This window comes from Aeromicrobium yanjiei (genome assembly GCF_009649075.1).
In the GTDB taxonomy this organism is placed as follows: domain Bacteria; phylum Actinomycetota; class Actinomycetes; order Propionibacteriales; family Nocardioidaceae; genus Aeromicrobium; species Aeromicrobium yanjiei.
In genome coordinates, this window is the sequence record NZ_CP045737.1 from 1,730,224 (window position 1) to 1,750,006 (window position 19,783).

Sequence of the window (19,783 nt, forward strand, 5' to 3'; positions counted from 1 at the left end):
AAGAATGGCCCGGTGCCGTGGCCGTCGTGGGAGCAAGCGGGTGTTGCCTGCCTGGTCAGCGTCATTGCTTGGCTCGTGCTGAGGTGGCTGCCGCCCAGCCGGGTGGGCGATGCGATCCTGCCCGCATTCCGCGAGTTCGCGCTGATCAGCGGTCTCTACGGGATCTGGCGGCTGGCGCGGATGCTGCCGATCACCCACGAGAGCGGGGCCCTCGACCGGGCCCGCGAGATCGACCACCTGCAGCGCCTGCTGCACCTGCCGACCGAGATCTCGATGCAGCACTTCGTGGTCAACCACGACTGGCTCGCCCGGTTCGTCAACGCCTACTACGCGATCGTCCACGTGCCGGCCCTGATCGCGTTCCTCGTCTGGGCGTTCGTGCGACACCGCGACCTGTACCCGCACTGGCGCAACGGACTGGTGGCGGTCACCGCGGGCTGTCTCCTCATCCGGTTCATCCGCGTGGCGCCGCCGCGGTTCGTCGATGAGCTGGGTTTCGTCGACCTCTCCAGCCGGTTCGGCCTGGGCGTCTACGGTGACGTCGGGACCGGCGTCTCCGACCAGTTCGCCGCGATGCCGTCGATCCACGTCGGCTGGGCCGCGGTCGTGGCGCTCGGCACGTTCGCGATGGCGAGCGGCTGGTGGCGGTGGCTGGTCCTCCTGCACCTGCCCGTCACGGTGTTCGTCGTGGCGGCCACGGGGCACCACTGGTGGCTCGACGGCATCGTGGCGGTGGCGTTGATGGCTGCCGGCCTGGTGATCGACTCCCGGGTGCGTGGACGACGCGCGGCCAGGCGTACGTCCGAGGTCACCGTCGAGGTCTGAGCCCGACTCGCACTGCCGCGGTCGCGACCCGCACCTAGGGTCGAGTCATGCCTCGTCCTGATCGCCTGCTCCTCGCCGCTCTGCTGGTGCCGCCGGTGCTGATCGCCCTGGTGGGGACGACGCACCCCGACCGCCTGACGATGGACGCCGCCGTCCACTGGCGCAACATGCACATCGTCCTGCTGCCGCTCTTCCCCTTGCTGGCGGTGGGACCATGGCTCCTCGCGCGCTCGATCGACCCGCTCTACGGACGGATCACGTTGGTGCTGGGCTACGTCTACGCGTGCTTCTACTCTGCGCTCGACATCCTCGCCGGCATCGCGGCGGGCGGCTTGAAGGTCGACCGCGAGAGCGGGCTGGGCACGGTGTTCGGGTTGGCCTCCGACCTCGGCGAGGTGGGATCGATCGCGTACATCGGCGCGACCGCTGCCGCCGCGGGGTGCGTGATCCGCGTGGCCGGCCTGCGCGCCCTGCCCGGTGCCCTGGTCGCCATCGGCGGCGCCTACGCCTTCATGCAGGAGCACGTCTACTGGCCCGCGGGCGTGCTGTCGATGATCGCCATCGCGCTGGGCTGGGCCTGGATGCTCGTGACCCTGCACGTCGGTCAGCGGTCGGCGAGCAGGTCCTTGCCCTGATGGACCCGCACCCAGTCGACCTTGTAGCTGAAGTCGTCGCGGGTGTGCTCGGCGTCGGGCCAGCCCCAGTAGCTCGACCCCACCTGCATGTTGAGACGGATGTGGAACGTGTCGTCGAAGCTGCTCTCACGGAAGTACGACGCGGTGCCCGGGGCGTCGAAGTCGACGATGCCGACGGTCCGCCCGTCGTAGAGGTAGCGCAGGCAGCGCGGCGACCAGTTCACGCCGTACGTGTGCCAGCCCTGCCAGATCTTGTCCGCGCCGACGTCGGCACGGCCGTGCGTCTGTCGCTTCGTGATGCCGGTCATCGAGCCCTCGGCCGTGTCGGCCCAGCTGTTCCACTCGTACGAGCTCGACGGGTCGAACGACCGGATCGTCGGTCCGCCGTAGGACTCCATGGGGTCGATCTCGCCGGCCTTGTGATCTGCACGCAGCCAGAACGCAGGCCAGATGCCGCGTGACATCGTCGGCTCGCTCGGCACCCAGGCCCGGATCTCGAAGTGCCCGTACTTCTGGCCGAAGCGGTCCGCGGCGGCGTTGCCGTAGCCGGCGCCGTCCATCGTGTCGACGTACCCCGTGGAGTAGTCACGCTCCACGTTGGCGGGGTAGAGGGCATTCTTGTTCTGCTTGTGCTCGCCGTCCGGGAGCCGGCGGCCGCGGATGTCGAGATGGCCGTCCTGCACCGAGACGGCGTCCTTGGTGATCCACGCCTTGTCCTGGTTGAGGAACGTGTTGTCGCGCACGCGCCACCGCGAACGGTCGATCGACGAGCCGTCGAAGTCCTCCCGGAACGTCTCGACGCCCTGATCGGGCTGGGAGTAGTCGATGTCCTCGCACGCGGGGCCGCCGACGTGAGGGCGCGTGACGGCCACACGGATGTCGGTCGCGCGGACGTGCTGGCCCCCGCGCAGCCGCTTCGCCTCGGTGACGAGCCGCAGGTGACTGCCCGACCGGGTCGTGCGCAGGGTGACCCCGACATGGCGCCAGGACCGGGACCCGGGCTTCAGGGTCGTCGAGCGACTGGCCACGACGCGTCCGGCCACGATCTCCTGGACGCGGAACGTGAGCCGTCGACCGGGCTGTGACGTCTGCAGGCGGGCCGTGGCCCTGACCGTCGAGGAGGCGGTCATCGCGGCCCCCGTCGAGACCGGCGACCTCATCCAGACGCTTCGCACCCCGGTGGCCCGTCTCGCCTTGAGCTGCAGGGCGGCCGCGGGGCTGTGGGGACGCAGATTCTTCACCCGGGCGTTCGACGACGGCTTCCAGGCGGCGCTCTCGTCGGCGATCGACACCCGCACCGCGCTGATGGCCTCCTCGGTGGCCTGGCCCGGTCCGGCGGGTCCCACGAGCAGACCGGCGCCGGCGACGACAGCAACCGCCAGGGCGCCCGTGCGCAGACGACGGGCGCGGCCGATCGACGAGACGTGCCGGGTCCTCATCACTCCACGGTAGGACCCGGGTGCCGATAATGGGAGGTTTTGTCAGAACTTCCCCACCGACACCACCAGTCCCGCGCGTGATGCGCTGTCACACGGGCAACAGCCTGGTGATGAACCGGGTGAGCTGGTCGACGTTGCAGCACTCGTGCATCTCGACCACCTCCGCGTACGCAGGAGCCTCCGAGTCGCCCAGGCCCCAGCGCATGGACGCCTCCGGGTTGAGCCAGAAGGTCCGGCGCGCCTTCTGGTTGATGTCGTGGAGGGCACCCAGGTTGGGGTCCTGGTTGTTGTTGCGGGCGTCGCCGAGGATCAGGACCGCGGTGCGCGGGCCGATCGCGTTCATGTGATCGGCCCGGAAGTCCGCGAACGCCTCGCCGTAGTCGCTGCTCGTGTGCCACTTCGTGATGTGGGCGTCACGGGCGATGCGGGCGGACAGATCGTCCTGCCCGCCCTCGGCGGCCTGCTTGACCAGGTCGGTCACCTCGTCCATCGCGTTGACGAACGCGAACACGCGGACCTTGCTGAACTGGCCGCTCAGGGCCTGGACCAGGTGCATCGTGAAGCCGGAGAAGCCCGACACCGACCCGGACACGTCGCACAGCAGGACGAGCTCAGGACGTGACGGGTGTGGCTTGGCCAGGACCGGGTGCATCGGGACGCCGCCGGTGGACATCGACCGGCGCAGCGTCCGGCGGATGTCGATCTTCCCGCGGCTGGCCTTGCGCCGGCGGGCGGACAGGCGCGTCGCGAGCTTGCGTGAGAGCGGCTTGACCGTGCGGCCCAGCTCCTCGAGCTGCTGCTTGCTGGCGCTCAGGAAGTCGATGCGGTCGGTGCCCGCCCGGACCGCGTGACGGGTCACCGTGTCGCGTCCTCGGACCTCCGCCGTGCGACGACGCGCCTCTGCGGCGACCATCGCGCGGAAGCGCTCGACGTTGCTGCGGACCTCGTCACGCTCCAGACGTTGCGTGAAGCCGGCGCCCTGGCCCGAGCCCTGCCCCTGGCTCTGCCCGCCGCCCTCGCCGCGCATCTGCACGGCCCGGGCGACCGTGGTCTGGGGCTGGAGCCGCTCGAGCGTCTGGTACGCCGACCAGCCCGCGGTCTGGGTACCGGGCGATCCCACCTGCCCGAGCTGGTCGACCGCGATCTCGGCGACCTGCTCCATGCTGCGCAGGTCGTTGTCGGCGAGCGCCGCCGCGAGCACGTCACGGAGGTCCTCCAGGTCGAGCGGCCCGTCGGTGTCGATCGCGGCCTGGGGGGTGCCCACGCCCGCGGGGAAGTAGAGGTCGAACGCCATGTCGAAGACATCGCGCTGGCCCCCACGGCGTACGAGGGCGGCGGCGAGCCCCTCACGCAGCTGGTTGCGGTCGGCCATGCCGAGCACCCGGATCACCGCTGCGGCGTCCACGGTCTCGCTCGTGCCGGCGGGGATGCCCTTGCTCCGCAGCGCGGCGACGAGCTCGACGAGCCGCCCCGCCAGGTCCTGCGGGCCCTCCGTCATACGGCTCCTCGGGTCATGGCGTGCTCAGGACCGCGTCCAGGTCAAGACGCGTGCGCGCCTTCTGCAGATCATCCTGGTGCTTGAGGATCACGCCCAGGCTCTCCTTGACCACCTCGTCGTCCAGGACGTCGGCGCCGAGCGCGACGAGCGTACGGGCCCAGTCGATCGTCTCCGACACCGACGGCGCCTTGCGCAGCGGCATGACCCGCAGTGCGTTGATGACGCGGACGAGCGACTCGCCCAGGGCGGTGTCGAGCTCGGGCACCTTGAGCCGGACGATGTCCTGCTCGAGCTGTGCGTCGGGGAAGTCGACGTGCAGGAAGAGGCAGCGCCGGCGCAGCGCCTCGGACAGCTCGCGCGTCGCGTTGGAGGTCAGGACCACGAACGGGCGGTGCTTCGCGGTGATCGTCCCGAGCTCGGGCACCGTGACCTGGAACTCGCCCAGCACCTCCAGCAGGAGGCCCTCGATCTCCACGTCGGCCTTGTCCGTCTCGTCGATGAGCAGCACGGTGGGGCTCTCGCTGCGGATCGCGGTCAGCAGGGGGCGGGGGAGCAGGAACTCCTCCGAGAAGATGTCGTTGCGCGCCTCGTCCCACGACTCGCCCTGGCCCGCGGTGATGCGCAGCAGCTGCTTGGCGTGGTTCCACTCGTACAGCGCGCGGGCCTCGTCCACGCCCTCGTAGCACTGCAACCGGATGAGCTCGGCCCCGCACGCGTCCGCGACCGCGCTGGACAGGGCCGTCTTGCCGACGCCCGCCGGACCTTCGACGAGCAGGGGCTTGCCGAGCTCGCTCGCGAGGAACACGGTGGTCGCGATCGCGTCCGACGCCAGGTAGCCGGCGGCGGCCAGCTTGGTCTTGACGTCGGCAATCGAGTCGAACGGCATGGTGCGCATGCCTACGATGATGCCGTGGCCCTGATCGAGATCGTCCGTGAGGTACGTCTCCCACCTGCCGAGGCGTTCGCGCGGCTCACCACGTGGGAGCGGCACGGCGACCACGTCCCGCTCACGCGCATCACGCGCACCCCGGACGGCTTCGACGCGTTCACCGGTGTCGGGCGCATCGGCTTCCACGACCCGATGGACGTCGTCCAGTGGCGCGAGCCGTCGTTCTGCCGCCTGGAGAAGCGCGGCCGGGTGGTGACCGGCTGGGCCGAGCTCAGCGTGGACCCGATCGACGGCGGGAGCAGGGTCACGTGGCGCGAGGACATCCACGTCACGGGCATGCCGCGGCTCATGGACGGCGTCACCCGGGCGTCCAGCCGCCGGCTGTTCTCCCGCGTCATCGACGGTTTGCTGGCCTGACGCGCGTCCACCCGTACGATCGCAGCATGGGCTACTCACCGGAGACCGAAGCACTCGAGATCTGCCGCGACCTGATCCGGATCGACACCAGCAACTACGGTGACGCGTCCGGGCCGGGGGAGCGCAAGGCCGCCGAGCACGTCGCAGGGCTGCTCGCCGAGGTGGGCATCGAGTCGCAGATCCTGGAGTCCGAGTCGGGACGCGCGAGCGTCGTGGCCCGCTGGGGTGACCAGGACTCGAGCCGTGCTGGTCTGCTGATCCACGGCCACCTCGACGTCGTGCCCGCACAGGCCGCGGACTGGAGCGTCGACCCGTTCGCCGGTGAGGTCGTCGACGGCTATCTCTACGGCCGCGGCGCGGTCGACATGAAGGACTTCGACGGCATGCTGCTGTCGGTGGTCCGCGCCCGTCAGCGCGCGGGCGTCCTGCCCAACCGCCCGGTCACGCTGGTCTTCACCGCCGACGAGGAGGCCGGCGGCGTCCTCGGCGCGCACTGGCTCGTCGAGCACCACCCGGAGCTGTTCGAGGGGTGCACCGAGGCGATCGGCGAGGTGGGTGGCTTCTCGACCGAGGTCGGCGGACAGCGGCTCTATCTCATCGAGACCGGCGAGAAGGGCATCTCGTGGATGCGGCTGCGCGCCCGGGGCACCGCCGGGCACGGGTCGATGGGCAATGACGACAACGCGATCACGCACCTGGCCCGCGGCCTGCTGGCGCTGGGGGAGCACGAGTGGCCCGCCGCGGAGGGCCCGTCGATGCGCATCCTGCTCGACAAGGTCCGCGAGCTCACCGGCGCGGACGGCACGGTCGACGAGCTGCTCGCCCACTTCGGTCCCGGCATTCGCATGATCGGCGCGGGACTGCGCAACACGACCAACGCGACGATGCTGCAGGCCGGCTACAAGCACAACGTGATCCCGGGCGAGGCCGTCGCGTACGTCGACGGCCGGTTCCTGCCCGGCGACGGCGAGACGTTCCCGGCGACGGTCCAGCAGATCGTCGGCGACCGCGTCCAGGTGGAGCCGTTCATCAGCCAGCCCGCGCTGGAGTACGCCTTCGAGGGCGACCTGGTCGATGCGATGACCGTCGCCCTGCACTCGCAGGACCCGGATGCGCACGTCGCGCCGTTCCTGATGTCCGGGGGCACCGACGCCAAGGCCTGGCACAAGCTCGGCATCACGTCGTACGGCTTCGTGCCGCTGCGCCTGCCGGCCGACCTCGACTTCACCGCGCTGTTCCACGGCGTCGACGAGCGCGTCCCGGTCGACTCCCTCGAGTTCGGCGCCAAGGTCTTCGACGAGTTCCTCAACCTCGCCTGACCCCAACAACGCTGACGCGCGCCTCCCGTCCGCTGACGCGCGCCTCCGGTCCGCTGACGCGCGCCTAGGCGCGCCGCAACGCGCGCGTCGGCGGACCGGAGGCGCGCCTCAGCGGAAGGGGGGAAGGGGGGAGGGGTCAGAGGGTGCTGCGCATGCGGATGATCTTGCGGCGCAGGGTCACGGTGCGCTGGCCGGAGCCGTCCTTGCGCAGACGGTCCAGCTCCCAGCCCTGGTACTCGGCTGCGTCGGTGAGCATGCGGCACACCGCGGACCGCGACTTGGCCCGGTCGATCGTGAGGTTCCAGAACTCGTACTCGACCATCGACTGTCCTTTCACCCTGCAGCCTCCGAGACGTCGTCCAGTGCCTGGTGGATCTCGGCGGGCAGCTCGACGTCCTCCGCGGCCAGGTTCTCCTGCAGCTGCGAGGTCGTGCGGGCCCCGACGATCGCCGCGGAGACCTGCGGACGCTCCAGCAGCCAGGCGAGGGCGACGTGCGCGATCGTGACACCGAGACCTTCGGACGCACGGGCGAGGGCCTCGACGACCCCGGCCTTGCCAGGAGTCAGGTACTCGCCCACGAACGCGTCCCAGCCGGGGGTCGCGGCGCGCGAGTCGCCGGGGATGCCTGCGCGGTACTTGCCGGACAGGACCCCACGGCCCAAGGGCGACCAGGCCAGCAGCCCCATGCCGAGGTGGGCCGCGGCGGGCACGACCTCGTCCTCGGGGTCGCGGTTGACCAGCGAGTACTCGACCTGGGTGCTCACCAGCGGGATCGTGTCGGCGCGACCCGCGAGCCAGGTCTGGGCGATCGCGGTCTGCCACCCCGTGTAGTTGGAGATGCCGACGTAGCGGACCCGCCCGGTGCGCACCGCGTGCTCGAGGGCGCCGAGCGTCTCCTCCATCGGCACGTCGGGATCGGGCGTGTGGATCTGCCACAGGTCGAGGTGGTCGGTGCCGAGCTGGCGCAGTGACAGGTCGAGCTGGTCGAGCAGATTGCCCCGCGACCCGTCCCGGACCGTCTGACCGCCCCGCCGGACGAAGCCGGCCTTGCCCGCGAGCACGAGGCGATCGCGCACGCCGTTCTTGGAGATCAGCGTGCCGAGCAGCTCCTCGCACGCGCCGTCGCCGTAGATGGGCGCGGTGTCGACGAGAGTGCCGCCGGCGTCGAGGAAGGTGGTGAGCTGGTCCTGCGCCTCGTACGAGTCGACCGTCCCACCGAAGTTCATGGTGCCGAGCGCGAGGCGGGACACGGTCAGCCCGGAACGACCGACGCGGCGATACTGCATGTCTGAAGGCTAGTGGGACGTCCCCAGCGGCGCCGGTAGGCTCGCGCTGTGGATTTCCTACAAGCCGTCGTCCTGGGCGTGATCCAGGGGCTGACCGAGTTCCTCCCGATCTCCAGCAGTGCGCACCTCGCGATCTTCCCCAAGTTCTTCGGCTGGGACGATCCCGGCGCGGCGTACACGGCGGTGATCCAGATCGGCACCGAGCTCGCGGTGCTGCTGTACTTCTGGCGGGACATCTGGACCATCGGCTCGGGCTGGGTACGCGGGGTGTTCTCCCGCGAGGCGCGTCAGGCGCCCGAGTGGCGCATGGGCTGGTTCGTCATCATCGGCTCGTTGCCGATCGTCGTGCTGGGCCTGCTGCTGCAGGACGCGATCGACCGCGAGTTCCGCAATCTCTGGGTCATCGGCACGACCCTGATCGTGCTCGGCATCGTCCTCGGCATCGCCGAGCGGGTGGGCCGCAAGAGCAGCCCGATCGAGGACCTGACGATGAAGCACGCGATCCTGCTCGGCCTCGCGCAGGCCGGAGCGCTCGTCCCGGGCGTCTCCCGCTCGGGCGCGACCATCAGCATGGGCCTGTTCCTCGGCTACGAGCGCGCTGCCGCCACGAGGTACGCCTTCCTGCTCGCGATCCCCGCCGTGGTGGGTGCGGGCATCTACAAGCTCAAGGACATCGGTGGCGACAACGCCTACGGGGTCGGGCCGACGATCGTCGGCACCGTCGTGTCGTTCGTGGTCGGCCTCGCCGTCATCCACTGGCTGCTGCGCTACGTGAGCACCCACTCGTACACGCCGTTCGTGGTCTACCGCATCGGCCTCGGTGCGCTGGTGCTAGTGCTGGTCGGCACCGGCGTGATCGCCGCAGGCACGACAGTCGGCTGAGTCACAGCCTGTTCCCGTTATGCTCGGGACCGCGCCACCCGTCCGTGAAACGCCACGACCGAACAGGACCCCTATGTCGGCCTTTGACCGCGTCACCGAGAGCTGGGGCGATCTGAAGTACATGGATCTCCCGCGTGCCACCTACCTGCGCGACCTCGTCGTCAAGAACGACCTGAAGGACCTGCTCGAGCTGGGGTTCTACAAGGGCAAGAGCAGCGCCTACCTCGCCGGGATGCTCGAGGACCTCGGCCGGGGCCACCTGGTCACGATGGACCGCCCCAGCGCGCGCAAGCAGCAGCCCGAGATCAACGAGGTGCTCTCGACGGTCGGCCTCTCGCACCGGGTGACGCCGATCTTCGCGCACCGCTCGTTCACGTGGGAGCTCGGCAAGATGCTCGAGCAGACGCCGCGCCCGCAGTTCGACTTCTGCTATCTCGACGGCGGCCACACGTGGGACGTCACGGGATTCGGCTTCCTGCTCGTGGACATGATGCTCAAGCCCGGCGGCATCATCTTGCTGGACGACCTCGACTGGACGATCGCGCGCTCGCCGCAGGCCAAGACCGAGGCGGGGCAGCGGACGTACGCGGCGTACTCCGACGACGAGAAGGCCGCCAAGGGCGTCCGGATGACGTTCGAGCACATCGCCGAGCACCTGGGCTACGACGTCGAAGAGGTCCCCGAGTTCCAGTGGGGCATCGCCCGCAAGCGGGCCCCGAAGAAGGGGCTGTTCGGACGCGGATGACGGGCGGGCTCAGAGCCACCCGGAGCGCTTGAAGCGGCTGTAGATGTACAGGCACAGGGCCCCGATCACGGCCAGGCAGGCCGGATAGCCGTACGTCCAGCTGAGCTCGGGCATGTGCTCGAAGTTCATCCCGTAGACGCCCGCGATCGCGGTCGGCACCGCGAAGATCGTGGCGCCCGCGGTGAGCTTGCGCATGTCCTCGTTCTGCTGGACGCTCAGCTGGGCCAGGTGCGCGTTGAGCGCGTTGTCGAGCAGGTGGTCGATCGAGTCGATCGACTCCGCCGCCCGGGACAGGTGGTCCGAGATGTCCCGGAAGTACGGTCGGGCGCGCTCGGGGGCCGACACCGTGGCGAACCGGTGGACGGGCTCGCGCAGCGGCATGACCGCCCGCCGGAACTCCAGCGTCTCGCGCTTGAGCCGGTAGATGCGCGTCGAGTCGTTGGACCGCTGCGCGGAGAACACCGAGCTCTCGACCTCCTGGACGTCGGTCTCCAGCTCGGTGGCCACGTCCTCGTAGTGGTCCACGATCGAGTCGACCACCGCGTACAGCGCCGCGGTGGGGCCGTGGGAGAGGTGCTCGATCATCGACTCGGCGGCCTTGCGGGCGCCGTGCAGCTCGGGACCGCCGTGCCGCACGGTCAGCAGGTAGTTGGGGCCGAGGAAGATGTTCACCTCGTGCGTCGTGATGTCGTCGTCGCTGTAGGACACCGTGCGGATCGACATGAAAGTGTGATCCTCGTACTTCTCGATCTTCGGGCGCTGGTGGGCCTCCAGCGCGTCCTCGACCGCCAAGGGGTGGAGGGACAAGGGCCCGGCGATCCGGTGCAGCTCGTCGGACGTGGGGTTGGCGATGCCGATCCAGAGGAAGTCGTCCGTGCCCAGACCTGCGAGCGCCGCGTCGAGCGCCGCCGAGTCGTCCGGGGTCGTCTCGCGCACTCCGTCGCGGTAGACCGCGCAGTCGATGATCATGGCGCCATTGTGCCTGCCGGTCGGTGGGCGGCCGTGCACCACTCGCTACCGCTCAACAGATACGCTCGTCACCATGCGCAGCTGGTCGATTCCCGAGGTCCCTTCTCTTGCGGATCTCGGGCTCGGTGCCGGTCCGGCCGTCCAGGTCCACGACACGTCCTCGGGGCACGTGCAGGCCCTCGATCCCGACGGACGCGCGCGACTGTACGTCTGCGGGATCACTCCCTACGACGCGACCCACATGGGCCATGCCGCGACCTACCTCGCGTTCGACCTCCTGCAGCGCGCCTGGCGCGACCGGGGCCTGGACGTGACCTACACGCAGAACATCACCGACGTCGACGACCCGCTGCTGGAACGCGCCAAGGCCACCGGCGTCGACTGGGTCGAGCTGGCCGAGCGCGAGATCCAGCTGTTCCGCGAGGACATGACGGCGCTGCGGATCATCCCCCCGCAGCACTACATCGGTGCGGTCGAGTCGATCGACCTCGTGGTGGACCTCATCGACCGGCTCCGCGCCGCCGGAGCGGTCTACCAGGTCGACGACGACCTCTACTTCGACGTCCACGCGGACCCGGGCTTCGGCCTGGTCTCGGGCTTCGACGAGGAGGAGATGCTCACGATCTTCCCGCAGCGCGGCGGCGATCCCGACCGACCCGGCAAGAAGCACCCCCTGGACTGCCTGCTGTGGCAGGCCGAGCGCCCGGACGACCCGTCGTGGGAGACGCGTCTCGGCAAGGGACGACCCGGCTGGCACATCGAGTGCGCCGCAATCGCGCTGCACCACCTCGATCCCGCCTTCGACGTGCAGGGCGGCGGATCGGACCTGGTCTTCCCGCACCACGAGATGTCGGCGTCGGAGGCCACCGTCGCGACGGGCGAGCCGTTCGCGAAGGCGTACGTCCACGCCGGCATGGTCGGCTACGAGGGCGAGAAGATGTCCAAGTCCAAGGGCAACCTCGTCCTGGTCTCCCGGCTCCGCGCCGACGGTCACGACCCGATGGCGATCCGGCTGTCGTTGCTGGCCCACCACTACCGCAGCGACTGGGAGTGGTTCGGCACCGAGATCGAGGAGGCCGAGGCACGCCTGGCCCGCTGGCGTGACGCGGTGGCCCGCACGGTCGCACCGTCGGGCGAGGCCGTCCTCGCGGCGATCCGCGCCGCGATGGCGGACGACCTCGACGCGCCGGCCGCGATCGCCGCGGTGGACGCGTGGGCCGCGGACGACTCGGCCGAGGACCCCCAGGCCGGCCGGACGGTGCGCGCCGCGATCGACGCCCTGCTCGGCGTCGCGCTCTAGCCCCGCGCTAGAAGCTCGGGCCCCGGCGATTCTCGGGGATCGGCTGGGTGCGCTGGCGACCCAGCTCACCGCCGATGCGCCCCCCGTACGGACGTCCGTGGTCGGCGTACTCGTCGCGGACGTAGGACATGCGCCAGGTGCCCAGCTCGATCCGGGCACCCGTGCGCAGGATCTGCTCGGGCAGCTGCTGCCCGCCGACCGTGCTGAGCATGCGGGTGCTGCGCGCGACCAGCACGTACTCGTCGTCGTCGGTGCGGACGATCTCGGCCTGCAGGTCGTCGATGCCGGCCAGCTGCAGACCGACTCCCTCGCCGCTGCCGATCGTGACCCCGTCCGGCGACAGCTCGAAGACCCCGACGGGCCACGGCGCGAGCGGGTCGGACGTGTCGCAGAGGTAGAGGCGCGGATGGCCGCCACCTGCGGGGTCGTGGGTCGTCGACGCGACGTAGGGGTGCGGCGCCATGGCCGGCAGCGGTGGCCAGGGGGTGCCAGGGGGAAGGCCCGGTCCCCGCAGCCTGGTTGCCCGGCTCGACGGACGCAGCCGGGCCCGCGCGGCTGCTGCGGCACGCGTCCAGCTGCCGAGCCGCATGTGCCGCGAGCGCGTCACGAGGCGGTGTGCGGGGGAGGGGTCGACGGCCCCCAGGCTCACGATCAGGCCGTCGGGGCCCGAGACGTCGACGACCAGACCGAGCCGCGCGAGCTGTGCCGCCATGGACCGGACGGCTGCGCGCGAGGGCTGGCCCACGAGCGAGAGGATGTCGTCGCTGTGGACGCGGACGTGGTTGCCCTCGGCGGTCACCGTCGCGTGCACGTGAGCGGCGGGATGTCCTTCACCCGCGGGGACGTCGATGTCGAACGTCAGGTCCGCCTCGAGCTGCAGATCCCGGGACATCTCATTCCCCGGGCCGGTCGGCGCGTGCGGCCAGGTCTTCGTCGCTCGTCGTGACGCGCAGCGTCCCGCTGACCTTCCAGGTCGCGCGGGGCGCGTCCGGCCCGGTGTCGCGGGGGACCTCCACCGCCATGTCGATGAACTCGTAGTTCACCGCGGCTCCCTTGCCCGTCAGGTACGTCCACATCTCGCGGCCCAGGTCGGACCAGTCGGTGACCGGCTGGACGGTCGGGGAGGTGACGTTGTCGTGAGTGCTCATGATTGCTCCTCGAGTCACACAGGCGAGTGGTGCCGCCCGTTACTTCGAGAGTCCCACTGAATCCGGAGGGCGCAAATCGTGATCGGGCGATCTACTCGGGGTCGACGTTGCGGCGGCGCAGGTAGCGCTCGAACTCGCGGGCGATCGCGTCGCCGGAGGCCTCGGGCAGCTCGCTGGTGTCCTGCTCGTTCTCGAGCGCTTCGACGTACTCGGCGATCTCGTCGTCGTGGGACGTGAGGTCGTCGGCTCCGCGCTGCCACGCCTCGGCCATCTCGGTGAGGACGCCCTGGGGCAGGGGGATCCCCATCGCGTCCTCGAGCGCCCCGAGGAGGGCCAGCGTGGCCTTGGGGCACGGGGGCTCGGCGAGGTAGTGGGGGACCGCGGCCCACAGCGAGGCCGCGCCGATGCCTTCGCGGGCGGCCATCTCGTTGAGCACCGAGGTGATGCCGACCGGTCCGGTGTAGCGCGAGGGCGTGAGCGACATGCGCTCGATGAGCCGCGGATCGCTCGTGGAGCCGCTGACCGGCACCGGACGGGTGTGGGGGGAGTCCGCGAGCAGGGCGCCCAGCGTCACGAGCTCGGTGACGCCCGCGAGCTTGGCCACACCGAGCACGGTCGAGCAGAACGCCTTCCAGCGGAAGTTGGGCTCGGGACCCCGCAGCAGCAGGACGTCGCGGTCACCGCGCGGGGGACGCGCCTGGTAGATCGCGGGTGCGGGCCAGCTGATGACCCGCTCGCCCGAGTCGGACGGGCCCACCTCGGGGCGGTGCACCTGGAAGTCGTAGAAGTCCTCGGGGTCCAGCTCGATCAGCAGCTCGGCGTCCCACTCCTCGATGAGGTGGTCGACGACGCCCGAAGCGGCGTCGGCCGCGTCGTTCCACCCTTCGAACGCCGCCACCATCCAGGGATCGCGCAGCGGTGGGATGTCAGTAGGTGAGCTCACGGATCAACCCTAGCCGCGCCCGTCCATCACTCGTTCTCGGTCCGGTAGCCCAGGTTGGGTGACAGCCACTTCTCGGCCTCGGCCACGGACCAGCCCTTGCGCGCCGCGTAGTCCTCGACCTGGTCGCGACCGATCCGGCCCAGGACGAAGTACTGCGAGTCCGGGTGCGAGAAGTACAGGCCGCTGACCGAGGCGCCCGGCCACATCGCCATGCTCTCGGTCAGCTCGATGCCGGTGTTGGCCTCGACGTCCAGGAGCTCCCAGATCGTCTGCTTCTCGGTGTGCTCCGGGCACGCGGGGTAGCCCGGGGCCGGCCGGATGCCGTCGTACTTCTCCTTGATGAGGTCCTCGCTGCTGAGCGACTCGTTGGGGACGTACGCCCAGAACTCCTTGCGGACGCGCTCGTGCAGACGCTCGGCGAAGGCCTCGGCCAGTCGGTCGGCGAGCGACTCCAGCAGGATCGCGCTGTAGTCGTCGAGGTTCTTCTTGAACTCCGCGATCTTCTCGCCGATCTCCGCCCCTGCGGTGACCGCGAACGCCCCCACGTAGTCGCGCAGCCCGGTCTCCTTGGGCGCCACGAAGTCGGCCAGTGACTTGCGCGCGGACCCCTCACGGCCCTCGCCCTGCTGCCGCAGCTGGTGCAGGGTCGTCAGGACGGTGGTGCGCGACTCGTCGGTGTAGACCTCGATGTCGTCACCCGCGACCTGGCTGGCCGGGAACAGGCCGAAGACGCCGTTGGCCCGGATCCACTTCTCGGCGACGATCTGGTCGAGCATCGTCTGCGCGTCCTCGTAGAGCTTGCGCGCAGCCTCGCCCGTCGACGGGTTGTTGAGGATGTCGGGGAACTTGCCCTTCATCTCCCACGCGTTGAAGAACGGCTGCCAGTCGATGTAGGACCGCAGCTCCTCCAACGAGTAGTCGGTGAACGTCTTGACGAACTGGGTGGCCTCGCCGTGGCGGTGGTCGCAGCCCGGACCGCTGCACAGGTCACGCGCCTGCTGCGCGAGCATGCGGGGCCGAGGCGGCTGGTAGCTGCTCCAGTCGATCGGGGTCGCCTTCTCACGGGCGGCCTGGATCGACAGGAGGGAGCGGGTGTCCTGGCGGGCAGCGTGCCGCTCGCGCAGCGCCTCGTAGTCGGCACTGGTGTCGGCGAGCAGCTTCGGGCGCTGCTCGTCCGACAGCAGGGCCGCGACGACGGGGACCGACCGCGATGCGTCCTTCACCCAGATGACCGGCCCGTGGTACTGCTGGGCGACCTTGACGGCGGTGTGGGCGCGGGACGTCGTGGCGCCGCCGATCATCAGCGGGATGTCGAAGCCCTGACGCTCCATCTCCTTGGCGAAGTTGACCATCTCGTCCAGCGACGGGGTGATCAGGCCGGACAGGCCGATCACGTCGGCGCCCTCGGCCTTCGCCGCGTCCAGGATCTTCTGCGCGGGCACCATGACGCCGAGGTCGACGACGTCGTAGTTGTTGCACTGCAGCACGACGCCGACGATGTTCTTGCCGATGTCGTGCACGTCGCCCTTGACCGTCGCCATGACGACCTTGCCGTTGCTGCGCTCGACGTCGCCGGGCTGCTTCTCGGCCTCGATGAACGGGATGAGGTACGCGACGGCCTTCTTCATGACGCGCGCGGACTTCACGACCTGGGGCAGGAACATCTTGCCCTCGCCGAACAGGTCGCCCACGACGTTCATGCCGTCCATGAGGGGGCCCTCGATGACCTCGATCGGGCGCCCGCCGCGCGCCGAGATCTCGGCCCGCAGCTCCTCGGTGTCGGACTCGGCGAACTCGTCGATGCCCTTGACCAGTGCGTGGGTGATGCGCTTGCCGACGGGCAGCGATCGCCACTCCTCGGTCGCGATCTCCTTGACCGAGCCGTCGCCGGCGAAGTCGCCCGCGATCTCGAGCAGTCGCTCGGTGCTGTCGGGGCGCCGGTTGAGGATGACGTCCTCGATGCGCTCGCGCAGCACCTCGGGCACCTCGTCGTAGACCTCCAGGGCACCCGCGTTGACGATTCCCATGTCCATGCCCGCGTTGATCGCGTGGTAGAGGAACACCGCGTGGATCGCCTCACGCACGGGGTTGTTGCCGCGGAACGAGAACGAGACGTTGGAGACGCCGCCGGAGACCAGCGCACCCGGCAGGTTCTGCTTGATCCAGCGCGTGGCCTCGATGAAGTCGACGCCGTAGTTGGCGTGCTCCTCGATGCCCGTCGCGACCGCGAACACGTTGGGGTCGAAGATGATGTCCTCGGCCGGGAAGCCGACCTCGTCGACCAGGATGCGGTAGGCGCGCTCACAGATCTGCTTGCGCCGCTCGAGGTTGTCGGCCTGGCCGTCCTCGTCGAACGCCATGACGACGACGGCGGCACCGTACTTGCGGCACAGGCGTGCCTCGCGGATGAACTTCTCCTCGCCCTCCTTCATGGAGATCGAGTTGACGATCGACTTGCCCTGGACGCACTTGAGACCGGCCTCGATGACCTCCCACTTGGAGGAGTCGATCATCGTCGGCACGCGGCAGATGTCGGGCTCGGTCGCGATGAGCTTCATGAAGCGGTCCATCGCCTCGACGCCGTCGATCATGCCTTCGTCCATGTTGACGTCGATGACCTGCGCACCGGCCTCGACCTGCTGGCGGGCCACGGCCAGCGCGGTCACGTAGTCGCCGGCCTTGATGAGGTTGCGGAACCGGGCGGAGCCGGTGATGTTGGTGCGCTCGCCGACGTTGACGAACAAGGTGTCCTCGACGACCGTGACCGGCTCGAGGCCCGAGAGCCGCAGGGCGGGGCTCGTCTCGGCAGGCACACGCGGTGCCTTGCCCTCGACGTCGCGGGCGATGGCTGCGATGTGCGCCGGCGTCGTGCCGCAGCAGCCGCCGACGAGGTTGACGAAGCCCGCGTCCGCGAACTCCGCGACGATCGCCGCGGTCTGGTCGGGCTCCTCGTCGTACTCGCCGAACGCGTTGGGCAGGCCCGCGTTGGGATAGCACGACACGAACGTGTCGGCGATGCGCGCCATCTCGGCGATGTAGGGGCGCATCTCCTTGGCGCCGAGGGCGCAGTTCAGGCCCACGAGCAGCGGGTCGACATGACGGATCGAGTGCCAGAACGCCTCGGTGACCTGGCCCGAGAGCGTACGCCCGGAGGCGTCGGTGATCGTGCCGGAGATGATGACGGGCCAGCGGCGTCCGTACTCCTCGAACAGGGTCTCGACCGCGAAGATCGCCGCCTTGGCGTTGAGGGTGTCGAAGATCGTCTCAATGAAAATGACGTCGGAGCCGCCGTCGAGCAGGCCGCGCCCGGCCTCCTTGTATGCCTCGACGAGCTCGTCGTAGGTGACGTTGCGGGCGCCCGGGTCGTTGACGTCGGGGGAGATCGAGGCGGTCCGGGACGTGGGGCCGAGCGCGCCGGCGACGTAGCGCGGCTTGTCGGGGGTCTCGGCGGTCACCGCATCGCACTCGCGGCGGGCGAGCCGGGCCGACTCGAGATTGAGCTCGTAGGCCAGGTCCTGCATGCCGTAGTCGCTGAGGGAGATCGAGTTGGCGTTGAACGTGTTGGTCTCGACGATGTCCGCGCCTGCTTCGAGGTACTCGCGGTGGATGCCTGCGATGATCTCGGGCTGGGTGAGGGTCAGCAGGTCGTTGTTGCCCTGCACGTCGGACGGCCAGTCCTTGAAGCGCTCTCCGCGGTAGCCGGCCTCGTCGGGGCGGTCACGCTGGATCGCCGTGCCCATGGCACCGTCGAGCACCATGATCCGGCTGCGCAGCAGCTCGGTCAGGGCCGCGGTCGCGTCGGGGCGAAGGTCAGGGGCGTGGGACACGAGCATTCCTCGAGGTCGATGGACGAAGGAGTGCTGGGGAACTCCAGCCGGCGGCGGGCTCGCCTGGGCCTCGGGGGTTCCCGAACTACCCGTCCATTGTCGCATGATCGGCAAGTGCTGGGGGGCACCCGACACCACGTGGACACGGCCGTCCCCGTGACGTCAGCCGGGGAGGCGCCTCGCGAGCTGCAGGTTGCGGATCAGCTCGTCGCGGGTCTGGCCGTCAACGATGTGGCGCCACATCGGCGTGCCGGGAGCGCTGCGCCACGACTCGCTCAACGGGCTGTTGTCGACGGCGTCGAAGCCGAGCTCGTCATAGAGGCCGGTGATGAGCCGGACCGCCTCCGGATGGTCGCTGGAGACCACGAGCGCCTTCCGGTCGGGGGCGCCCGCGCGCCTGGCCAGCCGGATGATGCCGGGCAGCCGGTCGGCAGGCACGCGGATCTCGTGGCGTGCGTGAAACTGTACGTGCGAGAACGCCTTGACGAGCTTGGCACCCGGCAGCTGCTCCTGGCGCAGCTCGTGGATCGTCCTCGCACCGGAGTCGACCTCCGGGAAGTGCCCGTCACGCCACACCATGTAGTTGTTGTTGTCGATCACGACCTTGCCGGCGAGCTCGTCGACGGGGAGCCGGTCTTCCGGGGCGTACGGGAAGGCGACGTCGGCCGCCGCGGCGGCCTCTGCGACCGACGCCGCGCGTGCGTGCGGGCCGAGCCGCTCGACCAGGTCCTTGAGCGTCGCAGGCCCGCGCGAGTTGGCGATGACGACGTCATGTCCCACCTCGATCACGGCCCGGGCCAGCGTGGACCCGACCTGGCCCGCACCGAGTATGCCGATGGTCGTCATGTCTGTTGCCCCCCAGTTGTGCGCCGTCCGGTTGCGCGCCGTCCGGCGTCAGCCACGAACCTATGGGCGTCACGGGCGGCGGACCAGTGCCCTGGCAGACCGGGGGACCGCCAGGTCACCGGTCCACTACCGTGGGGCCGGTGACTTCCTACGCCGCCGTCCTGTGGGACCTCGACGGCACGATCGTCGACACCGAGCCGCTCTGGATGGCCGCCGAGCAGGAGCTCGCCGAGGCCCACGGCAAGATCTGGACCGAGGAGGACGCCCTCCAGCTGGTGGGCAACTCGCTCATCGCGTCGGGGGAGTACATCCGCACGGCGCTCGAGATCGACATGACACCTGAGCAGATCGTCGACCACCTCGTGGCGAGCCTGGCGACGTCACTGCGTGGCAACGTCGTCTGGCGGCCCGGTGCACGGGAGCTCATCGAGGCGCTCGACGCCCAGGGCGTGCCGCAGGCGCTGGTGACGATGTCGTACGTCCAGATCGCCGAGCCGATCGCCGAGGTCCTGCCGTTCGCCGCGGTCGTCACCGGCGACGCGGTCACCCGTCCCAAGCCGTTCCCGGACCCGTACCTGCGGGCCGCCGAGCTGCTCGGCGTGGACGCCTCGGACTGTCTGGCGATCGAGGACTCCGCCACCGGGGCCGCGTCGGCGACGGCAGCCGGCTGCGACGTGCTCGCCGTCCCCCACTACGTCCACGTGCCGGTGGCCGACCGGCGGGTGCAGGTCCCGACCCTCGCCGGCCTCACCCCAGCGGACCTCGACGGCCTCTTCGGCTGAGCGGCCACTGCGCCGCGCCCGTTACGTTGGGG

The 19,783-nt window shown here is 70.0% G+C and carries 19 protein-coding genes; 8 read left to right on the forward strand and 11 right to left on the reverse strand.

Features of this window, described 5'->3' with window-relative positions; genetic code table 11:
* Positions 1–12: 12 nt before the first annotated feature.
* Positions 13–825, forward strand: a complete 813-nt coding sequence (locus GEV26_RS08575; protein ID WP_243839033.1) for a phosphatase PAP2 family protein — start codon at positions 13–15, stop codon at positions 823–825.
* Positions 826–872: 47 nt separating this feature from the next.
* Entirely contained in the window at positions 873–1,460 is a 588-nt protein-coding gene (locus tag GEV26_RS08580; RefSeq protein ID WP_153652680.1) for a hypothetical protein, read from the forward strand.
* On the opposite strand, the gene GEV26_RS08585 is transcribed toward GEV26_RS08580, so the two are convergent.
* From GEV26_RS08585 to GEV26_RS08595, 3 genes are all read right to left on the reverse strand, one after another.
* Complete coding sequence (locus GEV26_RS08585) at positions 1,430–2,899, reverse strand: glycoside hydrolase family 16 protein (RefSeq protein ID WP_153652681.1); 1,470 nt, start codon at positions 2,897–2,899, stop codon at positions 1,430–1,432. The genes GEV26_RS08580 and GEV26_RS08585 overlap by 31 nt on opposite strands.
* An 88-nt stretch (positions 2,900–2,987) precedes the next feature.
* On the reverse strand, positions 2,988–4,397 hold the full coding sequence (locus GEV26_RS08590; RefSeq protein ID WP_153652682.1) for a vWA domain-containing protein: 1,410 nt from the start codon (positions 4,395–4,397) through the stop codon (positions 2,988–2,990).
* Positions 4,398–4,410: 13 nt separating this feature from the next.
* Positions 4,411–5,292 (reverse strand): AAA family ATPase, encoded by an 882-nt coding sequence (locus tag GEV26_RS08595; RefSeq protein WP_153652683.1) that lies wholly within the window; start codon positions 5,290–5,292, stop codon positions 4,411–4,413.
* Between the two features lie 15 nt (positions 5,293–5,307).
* Between GEV26_RS08595 and GEV26_RS08600 the strand changes: the two genes are divergently transcribed.
* Positions 5,308–5,703, forward strand: a complete 396-nt coding sequence (locus tag GEV26_RS08600) for an SRPBCC family protein (RefSeq protein WP_153652684.1) — start codon at positions 5,308–5,310, stop codon at positions 5,701–5,703.
* 26 nt (positions 5,704–5,729) lie between these two features.
* Complete coding sequence (locus GEV26_RS08605) at positions 5,730–7,022, forward strand: M20/M25/M40 family metallo-hydrolase (protein WP_153652685.1); 1,293 nt, start codon at positions 5,730–5,732, stop codon at positions 7,020–7,022.
* 136 nt (positions 7,023–7,158) lie between these two features.
* On the opposite strand, the gene GEV26_RS08610 is transcribed toward GEV26_RS08605, so the two are convergent.
* Entirely contained in the window at positions 7,159–7,359 is a 201-nt protein-coding gene (locus GEV26_RS08610) for a DUF5703 family protein (protein ID WP_328596668.1), read from the reverse strand.
* The gene (locus tag GEV26_RS08615) at positions 7,356–8,309 is read right to left on the reverse strand and encodes an aldo/keto reductase (RefSeq protein ID WP_153652687.1); all 954 of its coding nucleotides are present in this window, start codon (positions 8,307–8,309) and stop codon (positions 7,356–7,358) included. The genes GEV26_RS08610 and GEV26_RS08615 overlap by 4 nt, the downstream gene beginning before the upstream one ends.
* Before the next feature lie 48 nt (positions 8,310–8,357).
* Between GEV26_RS08615 and GEV26_RS08620 the strand changes: the two genes are divergently transcribed.
* Both GEV26_RS08620 and GEV26_RS08625 read left to right on the forward strand, forming a co-directional pair.
* A complete protein-coding gene (locus tag GEV26_RS08620; protein ID WP_153652688.1) occupies positions 8,358–9,191 on the forward strand; it encodes an undecaprenyl-diphosphate phosphatase in 834 nt (277 codons plus the stop codon).
* Between the two features lie 73 nt (positions 9,192–9,264).
* A complete protein-coding gene (locus GEV26_RS08625; RefSeq protein ID WP_194840005.1) occupies positions 9,265–9,936 on the forward strand; it encodes a class I SAM-dependent methyltransferase in 672 nt (223 codons plus the stop codon).
* A 9-nt stretch (positions 9,937–9,945) separates the two neighbouring features.
* Here GEV26_RS08625 and corA read toward each other — a convergent pair whose 3' ends face one another.
* Positions 9,946–10,905: a magnesium/cobalt transporter CorA gene (corA, locus tag GEV26_RS08630; RefSeq protein ID WP_153652690.1), complete on the reverse strand. Its 960-nt coding sequence runs from the start codon at positions 10,903–10,905 to the stop codon at positions 9,946–9,948.
* Positions 10,906–10,978: 73 nt separating this feature from the next.
* Between corA and mshC the strand changes: the two genes are divergently transcribed.
* Positions 10,979–12,205 carry a cysteine--1-D-myo-inosityl 2-amino-2-deoxy-alpha-D-glucopyranoside ligase gene (gene mshC / locus GEV26_RS08635; protein ID WP_153652691.1) on the forward strand — a complete coding sequence of 409 codons (1,227 nt, stop codon included), beginning with the start codon at positions 10,979–10,981 and terminating at the stop codon, positions 12,203–12,205.
* A gap of 7 nt (positions 12,206–12,212) precedes the next feature.
* On the opposite strand, the gene GEV26_RS08640 is transcribed toward mshC, so the two are convergent.
* The 5 genes from GEV26_RS08640 to GEV26_RS08660 form a co-directional block, all read right to left on the reverse strand.
* Positions 12,213–13,097: an FHA domain-containing protein gene (locus GEV26_RS08640; RefSeq protein WP_153652692.1), complete on the reverse strand. Its 885-nt coding sequence runs from the start codon at positions 13,095–13,097 to the stop codon at positions 12,213–12,215.
* Position 13,098: 1 nt separating this feature from the next.
* Complete coding sequence (locus GEV26_RS08645; protein ID WP_153652693.1) at positions 13,099–13,353, reverse strand: hypothetical protein; 255 nt, start codon at positions 13,351–13,353, stop codon at positions 13,099–13,101.
* A 91-nt stretch (positions 13,354–13,444) separates the two neighbouring features.
* On the reverse strand, positions 13,445–14,296 hold the full coding sequence (locus tag GEV26_RS08650; protein ID WP_243839035.1) for a PAC2 family protein: 852 nt from the start codon (positions 14,294–14,296) through the stop codon (positions 13,445–13,447).
* Positions 14,297–14,322: 26 nt separating this feature from the next.
* Complete coding sequence (gene metH, locus GEV26_RS08655) at positions 14,323–18,123, reverse strand: methionine synthase (RefSeq protein WP_279586776.1); 3,801 nt, start codon at positions 18,121–18,123, stop codon at positions 14,323–14,325.
* 162 nt (positions 18,124–18,285) lie between these two features.
* Positions 18,286–18,969, reverse strand: a complete 684-nt coding sequence (locus GEV26_RS08660; protein ID WP_153652695.1) for an NADPH-dependent F420 reductase — start codon at positions 18,967–18,969, stop codon at positions 18,286–18,288.
* A gap of 140 nt (positions 18,970–19,109) precedes the next feature.
* On the opposite strand from GEV26_RS08660, the gene GEV26_RS08665 reads away from it, so the two are divergent.
* Complete coding sequence (locus tag GEV26_RS08665; RefSeq protein ID WP_208431047.1) at positions 19,110–19,751, forward strand: HAD family hydrolase; 642 nt, start codon at positions 19,110–19,112, stop codon at positions 19,749–19,751.
* The last annotated feature ends 32 nt before the right edge of the window (positions 19,752–19,783 follow it).

What these genes read in the sequence shown, in the direction of transcription:
- mshC (WP_153652691.1), top strand. Translation starts at nt 10,979, where the DNA reads ATGCGCAGCTGGTCGATTCCCGAGGTCCCTTCTCTTGCGGATCTCGGG.
- GEV26_RS08645 (WP_153652693.1), bottom strand. Translation starts at nt 13,353, where the DNA reads ATGAGCACTCACGACAACGTCACCTCCCCGACCGTCCAGCCGGTCACC.
- GEV26_RS08585 (WP_153652681.1), bottom strand. Translation starts at nt 2,899, where the DNA reads ATGAGGACCCGGCACGTCTCGTCGATCGGCCGCGCCCGTCGTCTGCGC.
- GEV26_RS08590 (WP_153652682.1), bottom strand. Translation starts at nt 4,397, where the DNA reads ATGACGGAGGGCCCGCAGGACCTGGCGGGGCGGCTCGTCGAGCTCGTC.
- corA (WP_153652690.1), bottom strand. Translation starts at nt 10,905, where the DNA reads ATGATCATCGACTGCGCGGTCTACCGCGACGGAGTGCGCGAGACGACC.
- GEV26_RS08625 (WP_194840005.1), top strand. Translation starts at nt 9,265, where the DNA reads ATGTCGGCCTTTGACCGCGTCACCGAGAGCTGGGGCGATCTGAAGTAC.
- GEV26_RS08605 (WP_153652685.1), top strand. Translation starts at nt 5,730, where the DNA reads ATGGGCTACTCACCGGAGACCGAAGCACTCGAGATCTGCCGCGACCTG.
- GEV26_RS08580 (WP_153652680.1), top strand. Translation starts at nt 873, where the DNA reads ATGCCTCGTCCTGATCGCCTGCTCCTCGCCGCTCTGCTGGTGCCGCCG.
- GEV26_RS08640 (WP_153652692.1), bottom strand. Translation starts at nt 13,097, where the DNA reads ATGTCCCGGGATCTGCAGCTCGAGGCGGACCTGACGTTCGACATCGAC.
- GEV26_RS08595 (WP_153652683.1), bottom strand. Translation starts at nt 5,292, where the DNA reads ATGCGCACCATGCCGTTCGACTCGATTGCCGACGTCAAGACCAAGCTG.
- GEV26_RS08660 (WP_153652695.1), bottom strand. Translation starts at nt 18,969, where the DNA reads ATGACGACCATCGGCATACTCGGTGCGGGCCAGGTCGGGTCCACGCTG.
- GEV26_RS08615 (WP_153652687.1), bottom strand. Translation starts at nt 8,309, where the DNA reads ATGCAGTATCGCCGCGTCGGTCGTTCCGGGCTGACCGTGTCCCGCCTC.